The organism is Mucilaginibacter sp. NFX135 (assembly GCF_048565145.1).
Taxonomy (GTDB): Bacteria; Bacteroidota; Bacteroidia; order Sphingobacteriales; family Sphingobacteriaceae; genus Mucilaginibacter.
In genome coordinates, this window is the sequence record NZ_CP183412.1 from 2117343 (window position 1) to 2141676 (window position 24334).

22 protein-coding genes and 1 pseudogene are annotated in these 24334 nt (G+C 42.7%); 7 read left to right on the forward strand and 16 right to left on the reverse strand.

Features of this window, described 5'->3' with window-relative positions; all coding sequences use genetic code 11:
• Positions 1-5: 5 nt before the first annotated feature.
• Both ACNURT_RS09120 and coaE read right to left on the reverse strand, forming a co-directional pair.
• A complete protein-coding gene (locus ACNURT_RS09120) occupies positions 6-941 on the reverse strand; it encodes an MBL fold metallo-hydrolase (RefSeq protein WP_419701466.1) in 936 nt (311 codons plus the stop codon).
• An 88-nt stretch (positions 942-1029) separates the two neighbouring features.
• Complete coding sequence (coaE, locus tag ACNURT_RS09125; RefSeq protein WP_419701467.1) at positions 1030-1671, reverse strand: dephospho-CoA kinase; 642 nt, start codon at positions 1669-1671, stop codon at positions 1030-1032.
• Positions 1672-1860: 189 nt separating this feature from the next.
• Between coaE and ACNURT_RS09130 the strand changes: the two genes are divergently transcribed.
• The gene (locus tag ACNURT_RS09130; protein ID WP_419701468.1) at positions 1861-2214 is read left to right on the forward strand and encodes a four helix bundle protein; all 354 of its coding nucleotides are present in this window, start codon (positions 1861-1863) and stop codon (positions 2212-2214) included.
• A gap of 83 nt (positions 2215-2297) precedes the next feature.
• On the opposite strand, the gene ACNURT_RS09135 is transcribed toward ACNURT_RS09130, so the two are convergent.
• From ACNURT_RS09135 to ACNURT_RS09155, 5 genes are all read right to left on the reverse strand, one after another.
• A complete protein-coding gene (locus ACNURT_RS09135) occupies positions 2298-3245 on the reverse strand; it encodes a YbbR-like domain-containing protein (protein ID WP_419701469.1) in 948 nt (315 codons plus the stop codon).
• Positions 3246-3420: 175 nt separating this feature from the next.
• Positions 3421-3750, reverse strand: coding sequence for a preprotein translocase subunit YajC (gene yajC / locus ACNURT_RS09140; RefSeq protein ID WP_419701470.1), 330 nt, complete (start codon positions 3748-3750; stop codon positions 3421-3423).
• A gap of 15 nt (positions 3751-3765) precedes the next feature.
• The gene (locus tag ACNURT_RS09145) at positions 3766-4218 is read right to left on the reverse strand and encodes a DUF1573 domain-containing protein (protein ID WP_419701471.1); all 453 of its coding nucleotides are present in this window, start codon (positions 4216-4218) and stop codon (positions 3766-3768) included.
• Positions 4219-4229: 11 nt separating this feature from the next.
• Positions 4230-5177, reverse strand: coding sequence for a transcription antitermination protein NusB (locus tag ACNURT_RS09150; protein ID WP_370994718.1), 948 nt, complete (start codon positions 5175-5177; stop codon positions 4230-4232).
• 48 nt (positions 5178-5225) lie between these two features.
• Positions 5226-6311 carry a Glu/Leu/Phe/Val family dehydrogenase gene (locus ACNURT_RS09155; protein WP_419701472.1) on the reverse strand — a complete coding sequence of 362 codons (1086 nt, stop codon included), beginning with the start codon at positions 6309-6311 and terminating at the stop codon, positions 5226-5228.
• A gap of 256 nt (positions 6312-6567) precedes the next feature.
• Between ACNURT_RS09155 and ACNURT_RS09160 the strand changes: the two genes are divergently transcribed.
• Together ACNURT_RS09160 and ACNURT_RS09165 are read left to right on the forward strand one after the other, a co-directional pair.
• Positions 6568-8355, forward strand: a complete 1788-nt coding sequence (locus ACNURT_RS09160; RefSeq protein ID WP_419701473.1) for an ABC transporter ATP-binding protein — start codon at positions 6568-6570, stop codon at positions 8353-8355.
• Positions 8356-8485: 130 nt separating this feature from the next.
• Complete coding sequence (locus ACNURT_RS09165) at positions 8486-8821, forward strand: DUF3276 family protein (protein ID WP_370994814.1); 336 nt, start codon at positions 8486-8488, stop codon at positions 8819-8821.
• A gap of 145 nt (positions 8822-8966) precedes the next feature.
• Here the strand turns inward: ACNURT_RS09165 and sucC are convergent.
• Positions 8967-10163: pseudogene (gene sucC / locus ACNURT_RS09170) on the reverse strand (ADP-forming succinate--CoA ligase subunit beta); the annotation flags it as partial.
• Positions 10164-10399: 236 nt separating this feature from the next.
• On the opposite strand from sucC, the gene ACNURT_RS09175 reads away from it, so the two are divergent.
• The 4 genes from ACNURT_RS09175 to ACNURT_RS09190 all read left to right on the forward strand — a co-directional run bounded on the left by ACNURT_RS09175 (position 10400) and on the right by ACNURT_RS09190 (position 13668).
• Complete coding sequence (locus ACNURT_RS09175) at positions 10400-11059, forward strand: ABC transporter ATP-binding protein (protein ID WP_419701474.1); 660 nt, start codon at positions 10400-10402, stop codon at positions 11057-11059.
• Between the two features lie 7 nt (positions 11060-11066).
• Entirely contained in the window at positions 11067-11366 is a 300-nt protein-coding gene (locus ACNURT_RS09180) for a hypothetical protein (protein WP_419701475.1), read from the forward strand.
• Positions 11367-11433: 67 nt separating this feature from the next.
• Entirely contained in the window at positions 11434-12042 is a 609-nt protein-coding gene (locus tag ACNURT_RS09185; protein ID WP_419701476.1) for an HAD family hydrolase, read from the forward strand.
• 57 nt (positions 12043-12099) lie between these two features.
• On the forward strand, positions 12100-13668 hold the full coding sequence (locus ACNURT_RS09190) for a S41 family peptidase (RefSeq protein ID WP_419701477.1): 1569 nt from the start codon (positions 12100-12102) through the stop codon (positions 13666-13668).
• Between the two features lie 67 nt (positions 13669-13735).
• Here the strand turns inward: ACNURT_RS09190 and ACNURT_RS09195 are convergent, their stop codons facing one another.
• From ACNURT_RS09195 to ACNURT_RS09230, 8 genes are all read right to left on the reverse strand, one after another.
• On the reverse strand, positions 13736-14737 hold the full coding sequence (locus ACNURT_RS09195) for a type I glyceraldehyde-3-phosphate dehydrogenase (RefSeq protein ID WP_419701478.1): 1002 nt from the start codon (positions 14735-14737) through the stop codon (positions 13736-13738).
• Positions 14738-15005: 268 nt separating this feature from the next.
• Positions 15006-18548 (reverse strand): chromosome segregation protein SMC, encoded by a 3543-nt coding sequence (smc, locus tag ACNURT_RS09200; protein ID WP_419701479.1) that lies wholly within the window; start codon positions 18546-18548, stop codon positions 15006-15008.
• A 502-nt stretch (positions 18549-19050) separates the two neighbouring features.
• Positions 19051-19842, reverse strand: coding sequence for a PhzF family phenazine biosynthesis protein (locus ACNURT_RS09205; protein WP_419701480.1), 792 nt, complete (start codon positions 19840-19842; stop codon positions 19051-19053).
• A gap of 258 nt (positions 19843-20100) precedes the next feature.
• A complete protein-coding gene (locus tag ACNURT_RS09210) occupies positions 20101-20766 on the reverse strand; it encodes an ATP-binding cassette domain-containing protein (RefSeq protein WP_419701481.1) in 666 nt (221 codons plus the stop codon).
• Positions 20741-21082 (reverse strand): hypothetical protein, encoded by a 342-nt coding sequence (locus tag ACNURT_RS09215; RefSeq protein WP_419701482.1) that lies wholly within the window; start codon positions 21080-21082, stop codon positions 20741-20743. Before ACNURT_RS09215 ends, ACNURT_RS09210 begins: the two co-directional genes overlap by 26 nt.
• Before the next feature lie 22 nt (positions 21083-21104).
• The gene (gene nfi / locus ACNURT_RS09220; RefSeq protein WP_419701483.1) at positions 21105-21809 is read right to left on the reverse strand and encodes a deoxyribonuclease V; all 705 of its coding nucleotides are present in this window, start codon (positions 21807-21809) and stop codon (positions 21105-21107) included.
• Between the two features lie 99 nt (positions 21810-21908).
• A complete protein-coding gene (locus tag ACNURT_RS09225) occupies positions 21909-23114 on the reverse strand; it encodes a DUF4932 domain-containing protein (RefSeq protein ID WP_419701484.1) in 1206 nt (401 codons plus the stop codon).
• Positions 23115-23310: 196 nt separating this feature from the next.
• A complete protein-coding gene (locus ACNURT_RS09230; protein ID WP_090466905.1) occupies positions 23311-24171 on the reverse strand; it encodes a sigma-70 family RNA polymerase sigma factor in 861 nt (286 codons plus the stop codon).
• Between the last annotated feature and the right edge of the window lie 163 nt (positions 24172-24334).

Here is a 24334-nt window from a genome sequence, read left to right on the forward strand (position 1 = left end):
TTGCTTTAAAGCAGTTTTACAAAAATATCATTGTTAAAATGCGCTTTTAAATGCCGGCCATCGCCATGGAGGGTCCATATTTGTTTGGGCTGAGTGCGGGCTATGGTTTCCAGGATATCGTTCCAATCCACGTGGTCTGATATAAATAAGGTGTCGCGCTGGTTAACCTGCAGGTTTTTCCAGCCTGAGGCAAAAAGTCGGGTTACACCTGTAGCCCTGATATAGCTATCAAACGTAAACGGCGGAACGATATAAACAAACTCATCTTGCACCTTCATCAGCTTGCGGCCATAAATTTGATGCGGTCCCAGTACAATACCCATTTTTTGATAAATAGCGTTGATAGGCATAATGCGGTGATGCACTAGTATCTTTTTTTGAGGTGCATGGGTACTGATGAGGTTGATAAGCCGCTGACTTTTCCCCAGGCCATAAGCACCCAGCAGGATATTGGTTTTGATGGAATTGATCTTCTGTATTTCGGCAACCGGGTCGGGGTGTATCACTTCAGGATCGGCAAAAGTGCTTTCGGTGATCAGTACATCGGTGGTTACCCATTCAATAGGTTCGCAGGTATCATCAGGCTGTAGTTTATAGTCGCCGGTGTACAGGTATCGGGTGCCTTCATATTCCATCAATACCTGGGCCGAACCCAGCATGTGACCAGCCGGTATCAGGGTTATAGTTACCTTACCAATAGTAAAGGGTTCATTAAAGCCTACTATATTAAAAACCTTAGCCGCGGTACGGTCATAACGCAGCTGCATAACGCTGGCCGTTGCACGGGTACAATAAACATCATAGTTCCCGCTTACCGCATGATCGGCATGGCCATGGGTTATCACCGCTGTTTTGGCGGGTAGTTTTGGGTCCAGATAAAAATCACCGTATTTACAATACAATCCCTTTTCATCTATTTGTACAAAATCATCAAGTATCATTGGAGCAAGGAGCAAAGATTTATGGAGCAAGGATTTACAGAGTAAGGAGCAAGGATTTTTTGTTGTGCATTCATTTTTACTCTTTGTTCTAAAAATCCTTGTTCTTTGTTCCAAAAATCTTGGTTCCTGATTCTTGACCTGCGGCGAGGGCTAAATATTGCTGGTGTAGAGTCAGTATTTGCGGAATCACCAGCTGTCGGCCGTCATTAACGATCACATCATTGGCCAGTTGTTTCTTTTTTTCTTCGGTAAGCTGGCGTGCTTCGCGGCTTTCCACTTCCGTACGTGAAATATGGTCACGCTGTATAACACGTGCTATGCGGTTCTCTAAAGGGGCTGATACAAGCAAGCTGCGGTCGCACATTTTATAGGAGGCACTTTCAAACAACAAAGCGGCTTCTTTGATCACATAAGGCGCCGCATGGATGCTGGCTATCCAGTTATCAAAAGCCCTGAAAGTTGCCGGATGTACCAGCGCGTTTAGCTTTTTAAGTTCGGCTTCGTTATTAAAAACTATACCGGCAATATATTTACGGTTCAGGCTGCCATCATCAAAATAAGATGCGGCTCCAAAGGTTTGTTTTAAGGCATCAATTAATATGGCATCGGTCACCATTACTTTTTTTGCCTCATCGTCGGCATAAAAAACGGGTATACCCAAAAGCTCAAAAACTTTGGCTACCGTAGTTTTACCGCTACCTATATTACCTGTTAAACCTATTTTAAGCATTTTTTTGTTTTGGGAGCAAGGATTTTTGGAGCAAAGATAAAGGATTTTTCTTTGGAGCAAGGACAAGGGGAGCAAGGAGCAAAGACTTTTATTTAGGGCAAAGGTAGGGGATTTTTGGAGCCGGGAGCAATGATTCTTGGGATGGTTTGGTAAAAGGAGTATCTTGAGATAAATTTATAGGATAAGTTTATGCATAATTTCAGACAACTAAGAATTTGGATAGATTCTGTTGAATTGGCAAAAGATATTTATTCGCTTACCCAGAAATTTTCGAATGAGCATAAGTTTGGAATTGCAAGTCAGTTATACAGGGCGGCTGTTTCTATTCCTTCAAACATTGCCGAAGGATCAGCAAGAAAATCTGAAAAGGATTTCCGCCATTTTTTATCAATGAGTTTAGGCTCCACATTTGAATTAGAAACACAATTGATTATTGCTGAACAATGTAATTTAGCTGCGCATAATGATTTTGAGAATTTACTTGCCAGAATCCAATCCCTACAAAAGCAAATAAAAGCATTTTCAAATACGATATCGCCATAATTACTGGTCCCAAAATCTTTTCCCCAAATCCACACTCCAAAGAAAGTCCTTACTCCTTGCTCCAAAAGTCCTTATTCCCAAAATCACTTTTTAATAATAAAATCAATATTAGTTGGACTCACCTTTACAATTTTACAAAACGGGGGTACCCGGGTCAACTTTACCGGGAGGGTAGTATAGCCATGGTCACGCCACAGGTCAAGATCGGCTGTAGCTTCAAACAGGTCCTCGTTCATATCCGGATACCTGCTCAGCGAGGTGGTAAAAGTAACCTTAACCCGTTGCGGAAACACTTTTACATTATCGTAATTATGATTGTTGATGAGCTTAACCGGCAGATCCAATGTTTTTTCGGTAAATTCATCAACCGGTATGATCACCTGTACCGTTTTGGGATAAACATTTAAATTTCCTTCTTTAACCGCTTGCAGGTTTACACGGGTATTCACGGTTTCGCCCACATCATTTCTCAGCAGCGAATCTGTTTTCCATACGTTTATTTGTTTTAAACGTTCGGTAGGGCCACTTACGGTTACGTATGCAGGTTTAATGATCAAATTGCCAGATATAGCGAACTGCTTGCGATATTTGATGCCCAGCATCAGCTGTACCGGCACCTTTTTTACCAAACGGTTCGAAAAATCAAAATACAGTGTATCCGGGTCGATAGATATGATCTGCTGCGTAATATCCTTGTTAAGATTGATCTGTTTGAGCTGAGAATTAAGCACCACGTAATTACGGTTTTCCAGCGTCGAAAGATCAATGGTAATGGGCTTGCTTTCTTTATTCATGCTCGAAAAAAGCATTTGCCAGCCGGTACCCTGTACGGTAGCGTTCACCGTATCTGGCTGCAGGGAGTGAAAAGCGCGTTTTTGAGGCGCGTTTTTATAAGTAAGTACTTCCTGAATAGTATAGGGTTGTGGAGTAGAGAGCGTAGTAAACAACCAGGCCAAAACAGCCAGCACCAGGCAGGTGAAAAATGCCGATAACCGCCTGCGTTCCGTAGCCGATAATTTTACTATTGCCATTCTTTTAGATTAAGGAGCAAAGATAAAAAGACAAAAGATTATTCAGAATGAAAAGATAAAGGCGAAAGAATAAAGGTAAATACCAGTTATCTTTCGCCCTTTTATCTTTTTTATAGCAGTAAAGAACTTTCGGTCCTTTGTCTTTGTTCCATTTGTCTTTTATCAACAAAAAGTTTTAGCTTTTTGTTACAGCCGGAGGTGTGTTTAGTGCTTTTGAGGCATCTAAAGAAACGGCTGATTTGTCAAAACGGATTTTGCCGTTCTCTACTTCCACTAAAAAAGTAGTCTCGTTCAAATCAATGATACGGCCATGTATACCGGCAGTGGTAACTACCTTATCGCCTTTTTTTAGTTCCTCAACATATTTCTTTTGATCTTTTTGCTTTTTAACCTGCGGACGGATCATGAAAAAGTAAAACACCACGATGATCAATACCATTGGTATCAACATCCCGAACTGACTTGAACCACCTGCTGGTGCCTGTAATAAAATAGTAGCTATCATTTTTTTAATTAATTGTTATTTTGTTAATACCTCGCCAATCAAATGTACCATAGTTTGGGCGGGTACGGTATTGGCGGTAATGGTTATTTGTTTATCCTGCAAACCTGTTTTACCGGCGCTGTTAAATACCACCTTAATTAAACCGCTTTCGCCTGGTTTAATTGGGGTTTTAGGCCACTCGGGAGTGGTACAGCCGCAGCTGGCAACCGCGTCGGTGATAATCAATGGCGATTTGCCTTCATTCGTGAACTTAAAATCATAACCAACTTTATCGCCCTGTTTGATCTTGCCAAAATCATGGCTTTCTTTTTCAAACTTCATAACAGGGGCAGTAGCGGCGTTTGCCGTAGTAGCAGCTGTTTTGGTTGCAGAACTGTCGGCTGTGGTTGCTGCCGCGCTATTGGCGGGTGTTTGGTTACAGGCCGATAATACGCCTGCGGTTAATAAGCTTAAAAATAATCGTTTCATCGGTTAAAATATTATTCTATTAATCCTCGTCCTATTTTTTTGATTTTTTGCTCGGCTTTCAGGTCAATTAAAATCTTGTCTAAGATACCGTTTATAAATGAATTACTTTTAGGAGTGCTAAACTCTTTGGAGATCTCCAGGTACTCATTAATAGTTACTTTAACCGGGATGGAGGTGAAGTTAATAAACTCGGTAATAGCCATTTTCATGAGCAGGGTATCCATCATAGCAATACGCTCAGGCTCCCAGTTTTGGGTTTTGGCGGCTATAAGTTCCTGGTAAGGCTTATCAAACCTGATGCTTTGATCAAAAAGGGTTACCACAAAATCGCGGTCCTCTATCCAGTTGCCGGTAATTTCGGCCAGGTGGTTCTGCTTGGCATCTTCTGATGCAAAGTTTTTGAATGTTTTAGCGATCAAAGCCTGCAATACATCGCGGTCAACCGGCCAAAAAATAAATTTATCTTCAAAAACCTGTTCGGCTAATGACGATTTCAGGATCACTTTTTTGAAAATGAATTTGATGATGTCTTTATCTGTATGGATAGTGTCGTCGGTTTTAGCCAGGTATTCGGCGTATTCCGGAGAATTTTTAAGCGTGATGAACAGCGTTTTAGCCAGCTCGGGCTCAAAGTGCCATTCTACTTTGTATTTTTTTAAAGCGATGAGGTAATCGCGGTTATCATTAAGGGTAACGATAAACCTGTTGCTCAATATTTTACGATTAGCATTCAGGTCTTCGGCGGTTGGCAAATGTTTATTGGCGCGTTCTTCGGCATCATTAGCCGCGTAATTCGCCACTTCTGAAATTAAGGATAGCATCCAGATATACATTTCAAATACCTGGTCAATGCCATGCAGCATGTTTTTTTCGTGTAGCCTTACGTCTTTAGTATCTGACTGATGATACGCGTAGAGTGCCTGTAATACCTTTACCCGGAGGTGCCTTCTGTTTAACATGTGTAAGAACGATTTGATCCGTCAGCTGGCGGATGGTTAAGTATGATTTTAATAAGACGATTTTACTTTTTTAATATCCGCTATCCGTTTTTCTGCTATTTTATTGGCAGCATTTACGGTAGAAATGTTTTCTGATTTAGAAAGTTTTAAAATATTACGTGTTACCTCGTAAATGTTCTCGGTAAGCTGCATGGTGCGTTTTTTGCTAAAACTCATCAGCTCCGAATAGCAATTGATAATACCTCCCGCGTTAATCACATAATCGGGCGCAAACAATATTCCTTTTTCCAAAAGCATGGCGCCATGTTCGGCTTCATCAAGCAGCTGGTTATTGGCCGAGCCTGCTATAATGCTGCATTTGAGCTTATTGATGGTTTGTGTATTGATAGTACCACCCAAAGCGCATGGCGCGTAAATATCGGCATCGATATCAAATATACTATTATTTGATACAGCTTCGGCACCGTATCTTTTGGCTATCTGGCCAATGCGCTCTTCCTGGATATCGCTCACGTAAACTTTTACATTTTCATCCCGAAGCAAACGTACCAGGTGTTCACCAACATGGCCAACGCCCTGCACAATAACCGATTTGCCGGTAAGGCTATCGCTGCCGAATTGTTCTTTTACACAAGCTTTGATGCCCTGAAAAACACCTTGCGCAGCCACAGGCGATGGATCGCCGCTGCCACCCAGGCTTTCTGGTATACCGGTAACGTGTTCGGTTTCCATGCGGATGTATTCCATATCGCGCGGGCTGGTACCTACATCTTCGGAAGTGATAAACTCGCCATTCAGGTTTTTGATGAAACGGCCAAACTTGCGCATGAGCGCTTCTGATTTGTCCTTGCGCGAATCGCCTATAATTACAGAGTAACCGCCGCCCATGTTCAAACCGGCGATGGCACATTTATAGGTCATGCTTTTTGAAAGGCGCAATACATCGTTTAACGCATCAGCCTCGGTTCTGTAACTCCACATACGGGTACTGCCAAATGCAGGGCCCAGCGTAGTATCATGAATAGCTATAATGGCTTTTAAACCCGTGTCCGGATCGCTGCAGAATACAACTTTTTTGTGGCCAAAGGCGTCGAGCTGATTGAATATGGATTCCGGTTGTTGTTGAACGGGCATTAGTTATACGATAGTAAATGTTTTAAGGCGTGGACAAAAGTAGAGGTTTTTTTTATTCTGACAAAGTTTATTAGCGGGGAAGTGGGCAAAGTAATAAGCCCGGCAGGTTTTGGGCTGCGATTTTATCACTTTAAGACTTTTAACTGACTTTCTGGTTAATCCACTCTGCCAACTTTTTAATACTTTTGATTGAAAGATATCTGGCAACGATATCCTCCGGATTTTTGGGGTTCCCGGCTATCCGGACAACATAAATATGAAAGACCTTGCTTACCTTAATAAATTCTTTTACAAATATCGCTGGCGGCTGATACCCGGTGTGCTGTTTGTGATCATCTCTAACATTTTCGCGGTGCTGCCGGCACAGGTGATCAGGGTGGCGTTTGACCTGGTGACCGAAAACATTGGAGCCTACCAGCTTTTTGCCGGTTTTAACAGGCAAAACATGATCTATGATATTTTTGGCAGCAGCCTGATGCTTTTTGGTGTGCTGGTATTGGTGCTGGCGCTTTTACGCGGTTTGTTCCTGTTTTTTATGCGGCAAACTATTATCCTGATGTCGCGGCATATCGAGTATGATCTGAAGAACGAGATCTATCATCATTACCAAAAACTTTCCCTGGCTTTTTACCGCCGCCACAATACCGGCGATCTGATGAACCGCGTTACCGAAGATGTGAGCCGGGTGCGTATGTACCTGGGGCCAGGCATTATGTACACCGTTAATACGGTGGTGCTGTTTGTATTGGTGATATATGCCATGCTTACCGTGAATGTAAGGCTGGCCATTCTTTCCGTATTACCTTTACCCATACTGGCGGGCGTTATATATTATGTAAATAATGTGATCAATCAGCGCAGCGAGCAAATCCAGGAGCGGCTATCGGCCTTGTCGAGTTTTGTGCAGGAGAATTTTTCGGGTATCCGGGTTATCAAATCGTACGTGCGGGAGGGCTTTGTACGTAAGAATTTTGCCGCTGAGAGCGAAAACTACAAGACACACTCTATGGACCTGGTTAAGGTACAGGCTATGTTTTATCCAGCTATGCTGTTGCTGGTGGGTTTAAGTACCGTGATCACCATTTATGTTGGAGGGGTTGAGGTGATGAAAGGAAATATTACTTCTGGCAACATAGCGGAGTTTATTGTATACCTGAACATGCTTTCTATGCCGGTGATATCACTGGGTTGGGTAACATCATTAATTCAACGTGCTGCGGCCTCACAAAAGCGTATCAACGAGTTTTTGCATGAAAAGCCTGAGATCATATCTCCCGATGTGCCGGTGCGTACGGTTGAAGGGGGCATCGCGTTTAGTAATGTATCATTTACCTACCCCGATACGGGCATAGAAGCTTTAAAAGATGTGTCGTTTACGGTGGAGCCGGGGCAAATGGTGGCTATTATCGGTCGTACGGGGTCCGGGAAATCAACTATCGCCAATTTGGTAATGCGCATGTATGATACTACGGCCGGAGAAATTACTATCGATGGTGCCCCGGTAAAACAACTGAACCTGGAAAGTTATCGTTCGCAGGTTGGCTTTGTGCCGCAGGAGGTTTTCCTGTTTTCGGATACCATTGCCAATAACATCGCGTTTAGCGCCGATGTGCTTAATCTGCCATTGGTAGAACAGGCGGCTAAAGATGCCGCGGTATATGATAATATCGTAGAACTGGAGCAGGGTTTTGAAACCCTGATAGGGGAGCGCGGTGTAACTTTATCAGGCGGGCAAAAGCAGCGTGTATCCATAGCCCGTGCAATTTTTAAGCACCCGCAGATATTGATCTTTGACGATTGCCTCTCGGCAGTAGATACCCGTACCGAGGAGGAGATATTAAACAACCTGGGTAGGGTAATGCAAAACAAAACCAGTATTATTATAGCTCACCGCATATCAACCATTAAAAATGCCGACAAAATTCTGGTAATGGATAATGGCCGGATTATTGAACACGGCAACCACGACCACCTGATGCAATTGAAAGGCACCTACTTTGAGTTGTACGAAAAACAATTGCTGGAAGAAGAACAAGACGCCTGATTTTTTTGCGTAAACACAATAAAATGACGAAAATGTTTCAAAAAGTTCAATAAAATTGAATAAAATACTTGCACTTTCAAATTTTGATTTATATTTATGCCAACCAAAACTAATTACAGGTATATTCATTATGGGAGATTTTGACAATAGAGAGCGAGAAGAGGTTTTTTCAAAGAAGGTGAGAGCCGGGAAGAGGACTTATTTTTTTGATGTGAAAGCAACCCGTTCAAACGATTATTATGTTACAATAACTGAAAGCAAAAAACGTTTGGAGGATGGTGTTTTTATTAAACACAAAATATTTTTATACAAAGAAGACTTCGAAAAATTTGCCGAAGGTTTAAAAGAAACCGTTGAGTATATCAAAGCGAATCAGGAAGTAGTTGAAAAACGCTACGAATACAGCGAAGGCTCTGAAGTGGCCAAAACTGCCGGCGCCGATGATGACTTCTCATTCGAGATATAGAATAGAACAAAACTAAATTAATACCATAAAGAAAAACCTGCTTTTTACCAGAAGCAGGTTTTCTTGTTTTATTCTATTAGGAACAGGAAATAAAAAAAGCGATAGGTAAACCCATCGCTTTTTTTATGTTAAATGTCAGCTTTAATTACAAAGCCAATACTTCTTTTACTCTTTCGGCAGCTTCTTTTAACAGGATAGCTGAGTATACTTTCAAACCTGAATTATCGATCAGTGCTTTGGCTTCGGCAGCGTTGGTGCCTTGCAAACGAACGATGATAGGTACAGGGATGTTGCCAATTTCTTTATAAGCATCAATAACACCTTGTGCCACACGGTCGCAACGTACTATACCGCCAAAAATATTGATCAGGATAGCTTTTACGTTCGGGTCGCTCAGGATGATGTTAAAACCAGCTTTAACAGTTTGCGCGTTTGCGGTACCGCCTACGTCCAAAAAGTTAGCAGGCTCACCACCGGCCAGTTTAATGATGTCCATAGTAGCCATAGCTAAACCGGCACCATTAACCATACAACCTACGTTGCCATCAAGTTTTACATAGTTAAGGTTTGATTTACCGGCTTCTACTTCTGTTGGATCTTCCTCATCGGTATCACGCATAGCGGCGTAATCCGGGTGACGGTATAATGCGTTATCATCCAGGTTCACCTTAGCATCAACCGCTAAAATTTTATTGTCAGATGTTTTTAATACCGGGTTAATTTCAAATTGTGAAGAATCGGTAGCATCATAAGCTTTGTATAAAGCGGTGATGAATTTTACCATATCCTTAAAAGCATCGCCGCTTACACCCAGGTTAAACGCGATTTTGCGCGCCTGGAATGGCTGCAGACCAACTTTAGGATCAATTTCTTCTTTAAATATTAATTCGGGGGTTGAGTGCGCAACTTCTTCAATGTCCATACCACCTTCGGTGCTGTACATGATAATGTTACGGCCTTTAGCGCGATCAAGCAATACGCTCATGTAAAACTCTTTTGTTTCACTTTCGCCCGGGTAGTAAACATCCTGTGCTACTAAAACCTTTTTTACTTTTTTACCTTCTGGTCCGGTTTGCGGAGTAACCAGTTGCATACCTATAATATTACCGGCGATCTCTTTAACCTGATCGTGGTTTTTGGCCACTTTTACGCCGCCGCCTTTTCCACGGCCACCGGCATGTATTTGTGCTTTTATAACTACCCAGTCAGACCCAAAGTCTTCCTTCATTTTTTGCGCAGCCGCAACAGCCTCTTCAGGATTGTCGGCAACAATGCCTTCCTGAACTCTAACGCCAAAGCTCTTTAATATAGCTTTACCCTGATATTCGTGAATATTCATGTTTTTTGAAGAATTTGCGGTAAAGCTACAATTTTGTTTGAAAGGTTAATACCCTAAATGGAGTTTATTTACCCTTAATACTTTTATTAACATTGTCTTTACAATAGGGGGAAGTATCAAGTAGTTAGTATCAAGTATCCCGACCGTTTTTCTATATATCAGTTGTTAGATTTGAATTCCTTTGTAAAAAATCTTGATACTTGATACTAACTACTTGATACTAATTCTACATTTGTAAAATGCTTAAAGCTACATCTATCCATAAATCATACGGGCAGCTGCAAATATTAAAAGGGGTTGACCTGGATGTACAGCAAGGCGAAATTGTAACCATTGTTGGCGCATCCGGCGCGGGTAAAAGTTCATTGCTTAATATTTTAGGTACGCTTGACAGGCCCGATTCCGGTCAGTTGTTTATCAATAATATTGAACTAAGTAAGCTAAGCAACCGGCAGTTGAGCGATTTTCGGAACCGTAAAATCGGCTTTATATTCCAGTTTCATCATTTACTGGCCGAGTTTACGGCTGTAGAAAATGTGTGTATTCCCGCGTTTATAGCCGGCTTTTCGCGTCCCGACGCCGAAAAAAAGGCCACGGAGTTGCTGGAACGCCTGGGTTTGGCTGATAGGGTGAACCATAAACCCAATGAACTATCAGGCGGCGAACAGCAAAGGGTAGCCGTAGCACGCGCGCTTATCAATAACCCGGCCTTGATATTTGCCGATGAGCCATCGGGCAACCTCGACTCGGTAAACGCGCTTGAACTGCATGAATTGTTCATCAAACTACGGAAAGATTTTAATCAAACCTTTGTGATCGTAACGCATAACGAGGATCTGGCTAATCTGTCCGACCGTACAATTTTAATGAAAGATGGTTTAATTGCCGAACAACCTTAGCTTAAACGTGAGTATACTGATAACCGCGGCCAACTCCGCACCCGCTTATAAATTAAAAAACCTGCTGAACGGCGATAATGTGGTCATGGGTGATCATATGGACCTGCCCGATTTTATGCTGAAACCGGGTAAGTTTATTCGCCTACCCGATCCAAAATCAGTAAGTTATACGCATGAAATGCTTACCTTATGCCTGGATATGGGGGTTGAAGCGGTTTATCTGTTTCGCCAGGCAGAAATTGACCTGTTAATAAAGGTCGAGACATTATTTAATGAGTACAATATAAAGATCGTGGTGGAGAAGTAATGCGCGAATGTGCAGATATGCGGATGTGCAAGATTATCCGCATCCTGACCAATGAACTAATGAACCAATGAACTATAAGGACATCGACGGGCGCAAGAGCGCTTTTATTTTTGAACTGGATAATGTACTTTATCCTGAAAAAGATTATTTATATCAGGTTTATTACCTGTTTGCCAATTTACTGGAATATACCGAATTAGTTGACGCGAAACAGACAACCGATATCATGGTTGATACGTATACATCCGTAGGAAAAGATTCGGTTTTTAATAAAGTGGCCGAAGCTTTCCCGATTGCTGAAAAGTACAGGGACAAATTTGAAAATCTGCTGGTTACGGCCAAGCTGCCTTTGAAGCTGTTGTTGTATCAGAATATATTGACGCTGATGCAGGAAATCGTTGTTGATCGTAAAAAACTGTTTATCGTAACCAACGGACACATTTCGCAGCAGATAAATAAAATTAAACAAACAGAATGGCATGGGTTGGAAAAGTACCTGGCCTGCTATTTTGCCGAAGAAACTGCCTTAAAACCTGAACCGGACGTTTTGCACCTGCTTATGCAAGACCATAATTTACAGAGAAGGGATATTGTGATGATCGAAAACTCCGAAGTTGACCGGATGTGTGCCGAAGTAGTAGGAATAGATTCTATCAATATCGATAAATTTTTATAAAACCAATGTAACATAGTTGGTTATATGGCGTTAAGCATTTAAATAAACTGATCCTATATGAAAAAATTATTTTACCCAATACTTTTTTCCTGCATAATGGTTGTTGTTTCGGCATGTAAAAAAAGCAGTCCCGATAATAATAAACCTACCGATAATACCAAGTTTCAACTTACCCAGGACTCCATTTATATGATAGCCCAGGAAGATTATTACTGGAATAGTTCTTTGCCTTCCTATAATGATTTTAATCCAAGGAAATATACCAAGCAGAGCACGGATCTGCTTAATTTTGGCGACGAAATTGATCATTATACCCAGTTATCGGCAAACGCTGCAGATCATAACCTGCCTTATGAATACGATCCTTTTAATCCGGGCAGCTCCAAATATTCATTTATTGATGATGGTACTATTAACGGCGAGTTAAATGCTGTAAAAGGTGATTTTGGTTTCAATTACTTTTATACATACGCTAATGTGATCAGGGTAAGCCTGGTTTATCCGGGTTCGCCGGCGGCTGTGGCCGGATTGCAACGTAGCGATCAGATCACTGGCATTAATGGCCAAACAGGTAATAGTATCTACATTACTAATCTTAAAGACCCGGCAAATGATGCGGGCTACAAATTTGTAAGTAACGCGGTTAATAATGGCAGCACCATAACGCTTCAGATCCGTAAGGCAAACGGTACCGAGAAAACGGTTACTATAAATGCCAAAAGTTATACGGTTAACCCAATTGTTTATACCAATACCTATGCGCTTAGTGGTGGTAAAACAGCCGGCTATATGGTGTTTAACAGTTTTGTAACTTTGGAAAAAAATCCAGATGTACAGGCCAGACTTGATTCTGTTTTTAATGCTTTTAAGAATAAAAATGTGACCGACCTGATCATCGACCTACGCTATAACGGCGGGGGTGATGTAGATATGAGCGTTTACCTAACCAACCTTATAGCACCGGCAAGCGTAACCGGTAGTGTAATGAATACTACTTATTGGACAGCCAATATGCAGAATGATAAATACCCCATTATCCAAAAAAAATTAGGCCCGTTTTCTGCCGGATATTTTAAGCCGACTAATGCGGCACAGATAGAAAAATTTGATAAAAAAGGGCCTTTAAACGTAAATCGCGTTTTCTTTTTAGTAACAGGTAATACGGCATCGGCCAGTGAGCTTACCATCAATAATCTGAGGCCTAAAATGAATGTTCAGTTAGTGGGTGATACCACTTTTGGTAAACCAGTAGGCTTTCTGTCAGATCTTAAGGTGAACGGATATTATTTTTATACACCAGAGTTTGAAACAAAAAATTCAAATGGCGAAGGCGGTTATTATACCGGTATGCCGCCTGTAGGCAGTTTATCAGGCGGTGGAACATTCCAGGGTAAAAGGATCTTAGAAAATATTCAGAATGATTTTGGTGATACCAATGAAACTTTATTGGCCAACGCCCTGGGTTATATTGAAAATGGAATTTATCCGTCAAGTACCACATTAAAGGTTCAAAGCCTGGCTACCAATGCCATAACGATGAGCGATTATCAGCGGAGAGTACTTTCGGTAAACAAACAGTCGTCCCGTAAGAACTCGATGTTCCTGACGTTAAAAGGAAGGAAATAAAAGAGCTGTGGTATACAGAGAAGGAGCAACCAATAAATCGGTTGCTCCTTCTTATATTTAAACATTTTTAAATTTTCGAGGCAATAAATTGGGTTACTTCCGCCAGCCTGTTGCTAAATCCCCATTCATTGTCGTACCATGAGGCGATGGAGAGCAGATCTCCCTGTTTGATTGTCAATGGAAGGTCCATTATAGCGGAGTGGGTGTCTCCAACTACTCTTGCTGATGACCATTCATCTTCGAGCACATCCAGCACTCCATGCAGTTCTCCTTCGGCTGATGCTTTGCGAAACGCATCATTTACCTCTTCCACGGTACAGGGCTTCGTTGTGATCAGATTCAATTCGGCAATACTTCCTGTTCTTGTCGGAACGCGGTAGGCTTTGCCGGTCACCTTCAGATCATTCCAAATGAATTGGAGGGCTTTCGCCGCACCTGAAGAAGAGGGTATAATGTTTTCCGCAGCTGCCCAGGAGTCGCGACGATCCTTCATGGGCTGATCGGTTAACGATTGAGAATTTGTATAAGAGTGAACAGTTGAGAACAAGCCATATTCTATACCGAATGCCTCGCGTATAACCTTGATTGGTGCAGCCAGTGCATTGGTGGTGCAACTCCCCATGCTAACGATATGATGTTTTTCTGCATCGAAATGATCCAGGTTAATGCCTTTCAAAAGAACAGCATCGCAGTCGGCCAGCGATTTGCTGGGTGCGCTAACCAGGACATATTTTGCGCCTTTATCCAAATGGGCCTGCGCGCCTTCCCTTTTAGTTGCGCGACCTGAGCAATCCACCACCAAGTCGACGTTTAAAGATTCCCAGTCAGGTACACCCGCCGCGGAATCCACATAAGCTATTTCGTGGTCATTCAATACAAAACCATTATTATTTGAAGCTGCCTTGCCTTTCCAGTGTCCATAATTTGTATCGACGCTGAATAAGGCGGTAAGTGTTTTCAGATCTTTCACATCGGCAACCGCAGACGGAACAAAAAGATTCCGGTCGAGTCCAATCCGTAACAATTGGCGGCCAATCCGTCCAAAGCCATAAATTGCAATTTTTTTCATAAACAGAAATTTAAGTTATCGTTCTATAAAGTTAAAGCCGAGGTATCTGGAAATGTTTCCATCATTTCAGGATAATTACTAAGAAATGTTAAATCGATGACAGATTTGTTCGGTATCAATAGCCTATTAAAGACAATAGTCTTGGTTGGAGTATGGGAATTTCAGATGTTGTGCGGTAAAAGCTTCTTGTGGTCTGAAGACTACAGACATATTCGTTCGAAGTCAGAGAATACGAACAGCGCATACCTTCTAAAAGTAAGTTAAAAACCTAATCGGCCAATTCCCGGAGGTCAACAGGAACCACGCGTGAGATACCTTGTTCAACCATAGTCACCCCGTAAATTACATCGGTGCTGGCTATGGTTCTTTTGTTATGGGATACGATGATGAACTGTGAATCTTTGGAGAAAGTGCGGATGATATTATTGAATTTATCAATATTGGTATCGTCCAACGGCGCGTCAACCTCATCAAAAATACAGAAAGGGGCAGGCTTCAGCAGGTAAAGCGAAAACAGGATAGCCGTTGCGGTCAGTGTTTTTTCGCCACCAGATAGCTGGTTGATAGACAGCGGACGTTTACCTTTTGGCTTGGCAATAATATCGATGTCAGATTCCAGCGGATGATCTGGGTCGGTAAGCACCAGATCGCAGGAATCCTCTTCGTTAAACAACGAGCGGAATACCTTAATAAAGTTTTCACGAACCATAATAAAGGCCGTCATGAACTTTTCTTTGGCGGTATCATCAATCTCCTGTATGGTGGCCAGTAAAGATGCCTTAGCTTCGCTCAGATCCTTTTTTTGCGCCTGGATGAACGTATAACGTTCATTCATTTCGTTATAAGCTTCTACCGCCATGGGGTTGATGGCGCCAAAATCATCCAGCTGGCGTTTCAGCTTTTCGGCTCTTTCGCGTAGATCGTGCTCGCTTTCGTCAGCCGGGGTCTCGGTTTCGGGAAGGTCCTCAATATCGATGTTAAACTCTACCGAAAGTCGCTCTTTCAGGGCGTTCAGTTCCAGTTTCAGGTTGTTGCGCTCTTCCCGCAGCTCGTTCTCAATAACCTCGCTGTTATCTTTTTTACGACGCAGGGCAGTTATTTCATTCTCGTTCTCGGTAATAACGCCGCGCCATTGGTAATATTCCTGTTCGGCCTGTTGGGTGGCTTTTTCCAGGGCTTCTTTTTGCTCATACATTTCCAGCAGGCCTTCATCGGAATTGTCGGCCTGTTTCAGGTTTTCCTGTATGGCTATTTTTACGTTTTCAAATTCGGCGCTGTTCTGCCTGATGCGTGCTTCCAGGCTTTCCTGCTGAGTATCGCGATAATCAAGATCTTTTACTAAACCGGATACCTTATTTTGCTGCTGATGAAAGCGGATATTCTCCTGGTTGTAAGCATTTGATTGTACCGATACATACTCATTCAGTTCATTAAAAGCGGCTTGCTTTTCGACTAACAGATCGTTCTGGATCTGTTTTTGTGTTTTAAGTTCGGCCAGCAGGGGGTGTAGGTTCTGCATCTCCTCGGTAATAGTGGCTATTTTACGGGCGATATCCTCCTTGCGGTTCAGACTGTTTTCAATAAAGGTCTGGTATTGCTCCTGCCGGGTTTTAACCGTAATAAGCTCCGTATTTAAGCGATTGATGATCAATTGCTGCTCATTCAACTCCGCTGTTTTGGTAGATGCTTTGAGGGCGGCCAGTTTGCTCTGCAGATCATCAACGCGGGTTTTTAAGCCATTCACCTGGTTCTCGATCCCTTTGATCTCCTTGGCCAGGTTCTCGAGATTTTTAGCCCGGCCTATTCTTTTACCCTCAAACAAACCTACCGAGCCACCGGCCATGGTATATTTTGATTTGTTGAACTTGCCGCTTTTACCAATCAATACCACGCCCTCGGGCAGCTGTGCATTATTGATCTGCTGGTCTTTATCGTCATCAACCAGGTACACATTTTTAAGCAGATGGTTACACAGGTTGGTGTAGCGTTTATCTACCTCGATCACCTTGAGAGCAGATACCGCGCCGGCATTTTCAAACGCGGGCTCGGTTGGTGTGGTTTCGCTGTAATTTTCGAGGATAAAAAAATGCGCCCTTCCCCTTGACGCGGTGCTGAGTAAATTGATGGCCTTTATAGCCTCGTCATAACTTTCAACCACATAATGGTTCATCAGTGGTTCCAGATAGTTTTCGATGGCTACACGGAACTCCTCGCGGCAAAACAGTACATCGCTAAACAGCGGCGCGTTTTTGGCCCAGTCGGTATTTTTTTTCAAAAAGCGGATCGACTCCGGGAAACCTTCCAGGTTATCGACCATACTTTTGGTGAGGTTATATTCGTTTTGCTTGGCGTCCAGCTTGCGGCTTTCCTTAATAATGGTATCCTTTATCTCGGTAAGTTCGGTTTCCGTTACCGTGATCTGCTCCTTTAACTTATTTTCAGCCTCCAACGATGACTGGTATTCATCATCAAGCGTTTCCTTGCGGGTTTGCAGCTCAGCAACCACCTGGTTAAAATGCGAAAGTTCAACCTCCTTATTGGTGGTATCCTCCATATTGCGCTGGCTTTCCTGCTCCAGGGCCTGCTGCTGGATCTGTAAAATATCAATATCCTTTTCGGCTTTGTACGCCTGATTTTGTAACCGGGTATTTATATTGGTGAGCTCATTGAGCTCGTTACGGGCCTCGGTTTGTTGCTGCCGCAGCTCATCAACCGCCTCTTTGAGGTCGGTTACCTTGCTTTGGATGGCCTGCAGGTTCTCGTCCTCGATAGCCTTCTCTTCGCTCAGGCGCTTGATGTTGTATAGTACGTGGTTCAGTTGGTTCTTATCGCGTTCCAGTTCTTCACTTAAACGAGCTTCTTTATCTTGCTGAAATTTAAGCTGCTCGTTCTTGATCTTTTTCTCGCTCTCATAAGCGCGGATCTTGGATACAAACTCATTAGTAGTTTTTTGCTGAACCGACAGGTTTTTTTCTTTGGTGATACTATCCAGCTTTTGTTGTTGCAGGGCAGCCTCCAAAGTATCTATCTGGGCAACAATACCGCCTTTTTCGGCTTTTTGCTGTTGCTCCTGGTCTTCAATTTTCTTTAACGATTCGCTGAACGATACAATGCGGAACGAGGCCAGCATAATGCTGAGCGTTTTATACTGCTCCTTAATGCGGTAATAGCGCTCGGTTTTTTTTGCCTGGTTCTCCAGCGATTTCAGGTTCTTTTCGATCTCGAACAGCAGGTCTTCCACGCGTTCCAGGTCGGCCTCGGTGTCTTTAAGCTTACTAAAAGTTTGCTTTTTGCGGAGCTTGTATTTAGATATGCCTGATGCTTCTTCAAACAGGTTTCGGCGCGAGCCTTCCTTGTTGGTAATGATCTCGTCGATCATCCGCAGCTCGATAATGGAGTAGGAGTCGGATCCGATACCGGTATCCAGGAACAGATCGGTAATATCTTTCAAGCGGCACTGTACATCATTCAGGCGGTACTCGCTTTCGCCGGTGCGGTAAAGCTTGCGGGTTAGGGTAACCTGCGAGTAATCGGTAGGCAGTACATTCTTTGTATTATCAAAGGTGAGGGAAACCTCGGCCAGGTTGGCCGACTTCCGGCTCTTGGTTCCGTTAAAAATAACGTTGTCCATCTTTTCGGAACGGAGCATCCGGGTGCTCTGTTCGCCCAAAACCCAGCGTATGGAGTCGACCACATTTGATTTTCCACAGCCATTTGGCCCCACAATAGCAGTTACACCCTCATTAAAATTAATGGTGATCTTATCTCCAAAACTTTTAAAGCCCTTGATTTCTAAGCGGGTAAGCTGCATTTATATTATTGTGTCCGTATAAAAGATCGAACCTTCAAAGTAATCATAAAAAAATGATTTTATTAAACTTTTTTTGAGGATGTAGACCGAAAGTTGGGAAGACCGGAAGTCGCGAACCGACGGGTTAGTTTATCTTGCGTCATTGCGAGGTACGAAGCAATCTCTAAGCTATACAGGGTGAATAAGTATATCGTAGAGCGCTCAATTGCCGCTGGGGCTGTTACTTTGTCTTGATACAAAGTAACCAAAGATCAAGTCAGCAGAAATGCTTCTTTGCCGCTCATGGCCTTTACCCAGCAAACCGGACAGAACCACGAACTGCAATTATTTTGCCCTACTTCGTTCGCGCGTTTTCCTACGCTTCAGCAAAAACTTGCTATGTCCCTGCAACCGCACAGGCCAGCATTGTTCTGCCCGCTTTCACCCGAAGCTGTTCTGCTGACGGGGAAGGAAAAAACTAAAACTTTTCAGCGTTACTCAGTTTTCCTAATGAACTAATGAACTAATGAACAATCCTGATCTCGCCTTTTAGATAAGTAACCGCTTTGCCGCTCATTTGAACGCGGTCGCCTTTGAGTTCGCACCAGAGTTCGCCTCTGCGGGCCGAGATCTGGTAGGCGTGCAGGCTGTTCTTGCCCAATATTTTCGCCCAGTAGGGTATCAGGTTGCAATGTGCCGATCCTGTTACCGGATCTTCTGGTATACCTGCGCCGGGTGCGAAGAACCGCGATACAAAATCGGCATTATCACCGCGGGCGGTTACAATAACGCCAACGGTGTCCATTTTTGATAGGGCAAAAAAATCAGGAGTAATATCTTTGATATCCTGCTCGCTTTCATAAACCAGGAAATAATCCCTCGACCTTAAAAAGGCTACAGGTTGCTTATCACCAAGGGCTTCGGCCAATCCCATCGGTTGTTCAATGGGTATAGGCGGCCTGGACGGGAAATCCATGGTGTATTTATCGCCGTCTTTTTTTACGGTTAATGTGCCCGCTTTTACGGTTTCAAATTGCAGGGTATCGCCCGCAAAGCCCAGTTCAGTAAACAGTATATGTGCCGATGCCAGGGTGGCATGGCCGCAAAGATCAATTTCATATTCGGGGGTAAACCAGCGCAGTTTGTAACCGGTAGCGGTTTTCACGAAAAAGGCGGTTTCAGCCAGGTTATTTTCGATGGCTATTTTTTGCATAACCTCATCGGGTAGCCACTCGGTAAGCGGACAAATAGCCGCGGGATTGCCGCCAAATAATTTATCGGTAAACGCGTCGGCCTGGTATATGGGAATGGTCATAATTGATATTCTAATGAAGCTAAATTACTTTTTTATTATGTGAATATTAAATCATGGGAATGTAAATCAAATTGTCGCGCTGTGCCGACTCACCCTGTCATCGCTCGCTCGACATCCCTCTCTTCACCTTCGGTGTAAAGAGGGACTTGAAAAAGAATTTCCCAGCCCTCTTTGCCGCAAAGCGGGAGAGAGGGCCGCCCAGCGAAGCGTAGGCGGGGTGAGTCGACACCGTGCGGCAATTGAATTATTCTAAGAACGCTAATCTAAATGACTCACGTAACCCCAGGTGATCAGATCATCTTTGCTTTTAACGTGTTTGGTGCTGCCATCTCTGATGAGGATGATCCGGTCACTTACATCAATAATATTGCGGTATTGGTGGTCGGTAATAATAAAACCTTTGTGTTGGGCGCATCTTTTGATGATAGGTTTGAACTGTGCGGCCTGTATGGGCGAAATGTGTGTGAAAGGTTCGTCAAGCAGGATAAAATCGGCTTTGTTGTAAATGATCATCAGGGTTTCCAACTGCCGCAGTTCACCACCAGATAATTGCCCGACGGTTTTGTTGAAATGATCCTTGTATATATCCAAACTGCTAAACTCATCCCAGAAAAAGGGATCGATAAAATTTTTGGCCAGTTTTTTTATCGAAATGCCGTGGGGCAGATAATTGTGCTGGGGCAGATAAGCTATCCAGGTATGGTGATAGCCTTTAGCTATGTACTGATCATTGATACTTACATACTTAAAGCCAGGTGTCAAAATGCCAAATATGATACGCAACAGGGATGATTTTCCGCAACCATTACGGCCCAACAGACCAACGATCTCACCCTGCTTACAGTCGAGGTAAACATCCTGCAGGATCATCCTGCCATTAAATTCCAGCTGAACGCTGTCAACCTTTAAGGTGGAGGGCTGCATATAATATGATTTTGAATAAGATGATCAATAATACACAGACAGAAAGATCAATGACAAAAGCACTGATGAACATACGCTTCATACCATAGCCGGCATTGCGGAAATAGAAATAGTTTTCTTTAGCCGAAAAATAATGAAGGACTAATGCACACATGAACCCTATAATTTTGGCAGGTATTAATAAAAGTACAGTTGCTCCGGGGTTAATAGTTCCCGCATTGAAAATTAAAAGAAACAGCGCCAGTACGGTGAACGCTATATTATACAGCAGGAGCAACCAGTAAAACTGAAAGGTAATAGTGCCTAAACGTTTCAATGCGATAATAGATAGGTAACAGCTAATCAAACAGATTAATCTGCCGATTATTGTTGTCGCCATCATCAATTCGTATTTTATTTACCAGCAGGTGTGCCTGGCGTGTAGGTTCGGGGATGCGATAACCCCGGATGCAGGTTTTGATGATATCCACGCTTTGCTCCATGCTCACCCGATGCCCGGGCGAAATATAGATGGGATTACAGTTGGCTTTGCTGCGCAGGGCAATGCCAATCACTTCGCCTTTATCATACATGAAACTTTGGTCAAATGGATGGTTACCGGGCTCGTCATAGCGCCCCGTAAGGCGGCTTTTGGCACTGCCTATGGATGGTGTATTGGTAATAAGGCCGAAATGTGTAGCAATGCCGGTTCGGCGTTCATGAGCGATGCCCTGACCGTCCAAAACCATCAGATCGGGTTTTATTTCCAGTTTGTTCCAGGCTTCCAGCAGGGCGGGCACTTCGCGAAAGGCGAGCAGGCCTGATATATAAGGGAATTTGGTTTTACTGATGGCTGTTGCTGTACCGATAACTTTCAACTCCGGATAATTGAACAGGACGATACCTGCGTAAACCACCTCTGAGTATTTGTTGAATGAAATATCAGCACCGCCAATAATTTTAATGGATTTATCCAGTGGTGTAAGATCGATCTGCCTGCACAATTCATGCTGATAGGCGATGGCCTGTGCCGCTGTAAGGTTTTCATACTGGGAGGATTGCATGGTTTAAGAACGCAGGTAGATGTTGGTTTGTTTGTATGAGGCCATGTATGTTCTCTACTGTTAATGAGTCTCCAATTGCTCAAAATTCCTACTGTCATTTCAATTGAACTTTTTAACCTGCTCATTAATTATAGCAGGCGTTAATGAGTGGAAATAAGAAATAAGTTGTGGAACATAGCTCTCAAAAGTAGGGTACTGCTTACGATTAAGTTCATAACCCCTGATCTGAGTTTCAAGCAGCGGAATTAACACGCATTTTTCACTGTAAATATGCAGCTTGCGTAAGCGTTCTGCTTCCTTCAAATCTTTCATAGATACTGCCGTGCGGATTTCGCCTAACCGTACCAGGTGTTCTATCACGCATACATACCAGTTATTAATATAATGAGGGGCGAGTATTTGTTTAAGCTCGGGGGTAAATAAGGCCGAGTCTTTTTGAAGCTGGGCTGAATACTTTTCAATGACAGGATTGACAAAAGAGTGGCCAATTTCATGTTTAGTTAAAAAATGGGTGACCGCGGGGTTATCAAAGCCGAAATGTTTATAAGATGCCAAGCCAGGTTCTGGTAGCAACATTTGGTCAGAACTCATGATCATAGCAGGAATAGTGCCCTCGGAAGAGAGGATGTTTGGGCCAAATCCACGGTAATTGTCTTCGCCTTTGGTAATTGGCATTGCAGGTGTTAAATAGATGCAATATTGCGGGAACCTTTTACCATACCATTTTTCCAAAGCCGGAAAAGAAGGAACATCTATGTCTTTCTCCACTTCTTTTAATGCACCTTGATAAAATGGAGCATTCTCTTTAAGGAACTCACCTACTTTGGCTAAATGATAAAAACTGTTCAAGCTATCGGTAAGTTCAGCAAATAAAACTGACGTTTCGGGATGATTTGGGTTGTTTGGAAGACCTTTAAACAAATGTCCTCTGGAGGGGAATTCTTTTTCATTTAGCAAATAGTTCATAATAGAGCCATTATCATGATAAGTGTCCTTTATTTGTTTAAGCAGATCTGCGATTCTTAATATAACCGGAGTATTTACGTAGCGATTAAAATGCAGAAAGCCATAATGAACAATTGGTTGATGTGCGTAATCGCCTCCTTTTTGATCAAACACATAATCGTTGATGTGTTCAACAGCAAGCTTTTCGGCAAAAAAATAGGTTTCGAGATTGGTATTGATGATGACAGAGACTTTTGGTGATAACTGGTCTTTATATTGAGCAAAAGAACATGGAGCATAAAAAAAGAAGATGAGTAAAAGGAGGTTTTTCAAGCCATGTATTTTGTATTGTGAAGCCATAAGAATCTGATTAAAGGTAAATAAGTTTGAGTATTATCGATGACGCATTTAAACCTATAATTGTTGCACTAATCATGTAACCATAATGATTATACGCGTTCGCGCTTGATTGGTCAAAGGATAGTTATGGTAGGTAAATAACAAAAAAAGCCACCAGGATCACCGGTGGCTTTTCAATAGGATTGGGGTTTATAGATTAACCCAGGTATGATTTTAATATTTTGCTTCTGGAGGTATGACGTAAACGTTGTAATGCTTTGTCCTTAATTTGACGTACACGTTCACGGGTAAGATTAAATTTTTCACCGATCTCTTCTAATGAAAGTGGGTGGTTGGTTCCTAAACCGAAGAATAACACGATGATCTCGCGTTCACGTTCTGTTAAGGTTGAGAGCGACCGTTTGATCTCTTCAGATAACGATTCGTTGATCAGGATGGAGTCGGTATTGGGCTCTTGATTTTCCAGTACGTCAAGCAGGGTGTTTTCTTCGCCTTGTACAAATGGCGCATCCATAGATACGTGACGACCGGAGTTGCTCAACGTGTCAGAGATCTTATCGACAGTAGTTTCCAGAATATCGGCCAACTCTTCTGGTGAAGGTTCACGCTCATATTCCTGCTCCAGTTTGGAGAATGCTTTACTGATCTTGCTCAATGAGCCCACCTGGTTCAGTGGTAAACGCACAATACGTGATTGCTCGGCAATAGCCTGCAGGATCGACTGACGGATCCACCATACCGCGTAGGAGATGAATTTAAAACCTTTGGTTTCGTCAAAACGTTTAGCGGCCTTGATCAAACCAAGGTTGCCCTCGTTAATCAAATCGCCGAGCGTTAAACCCTGATTTTGATATTGTTTAGCAACAGACACCACAAAGCGTAAGTTAGTTTTGGTCAATCGTTCCAAAGCTGCCTGGTCGCCCTCGCGTATTTTTTGAGCTAATATTACTTCTTCTTCGGCAGTTATCAGATCAACTTTACCAATCTCGTGAAGATATTTGTCCAGCGATTGTGACTCGCGATTGGTAATGGATTGCGTTATTTTGAGTTGTCTCATTTATTTAATAAACCTTCGGTACTTTCTATTTAGTACAGAACGTGCAAAGTTATAAAATTGTTCTAAAAAAATATAATTGCAAATTGTATTTCGAAAAAAAGCACGTCATAAATTGCATTTATAAGTGGTTGATTATGAGTTATTAACTATTTTAATGTTAACA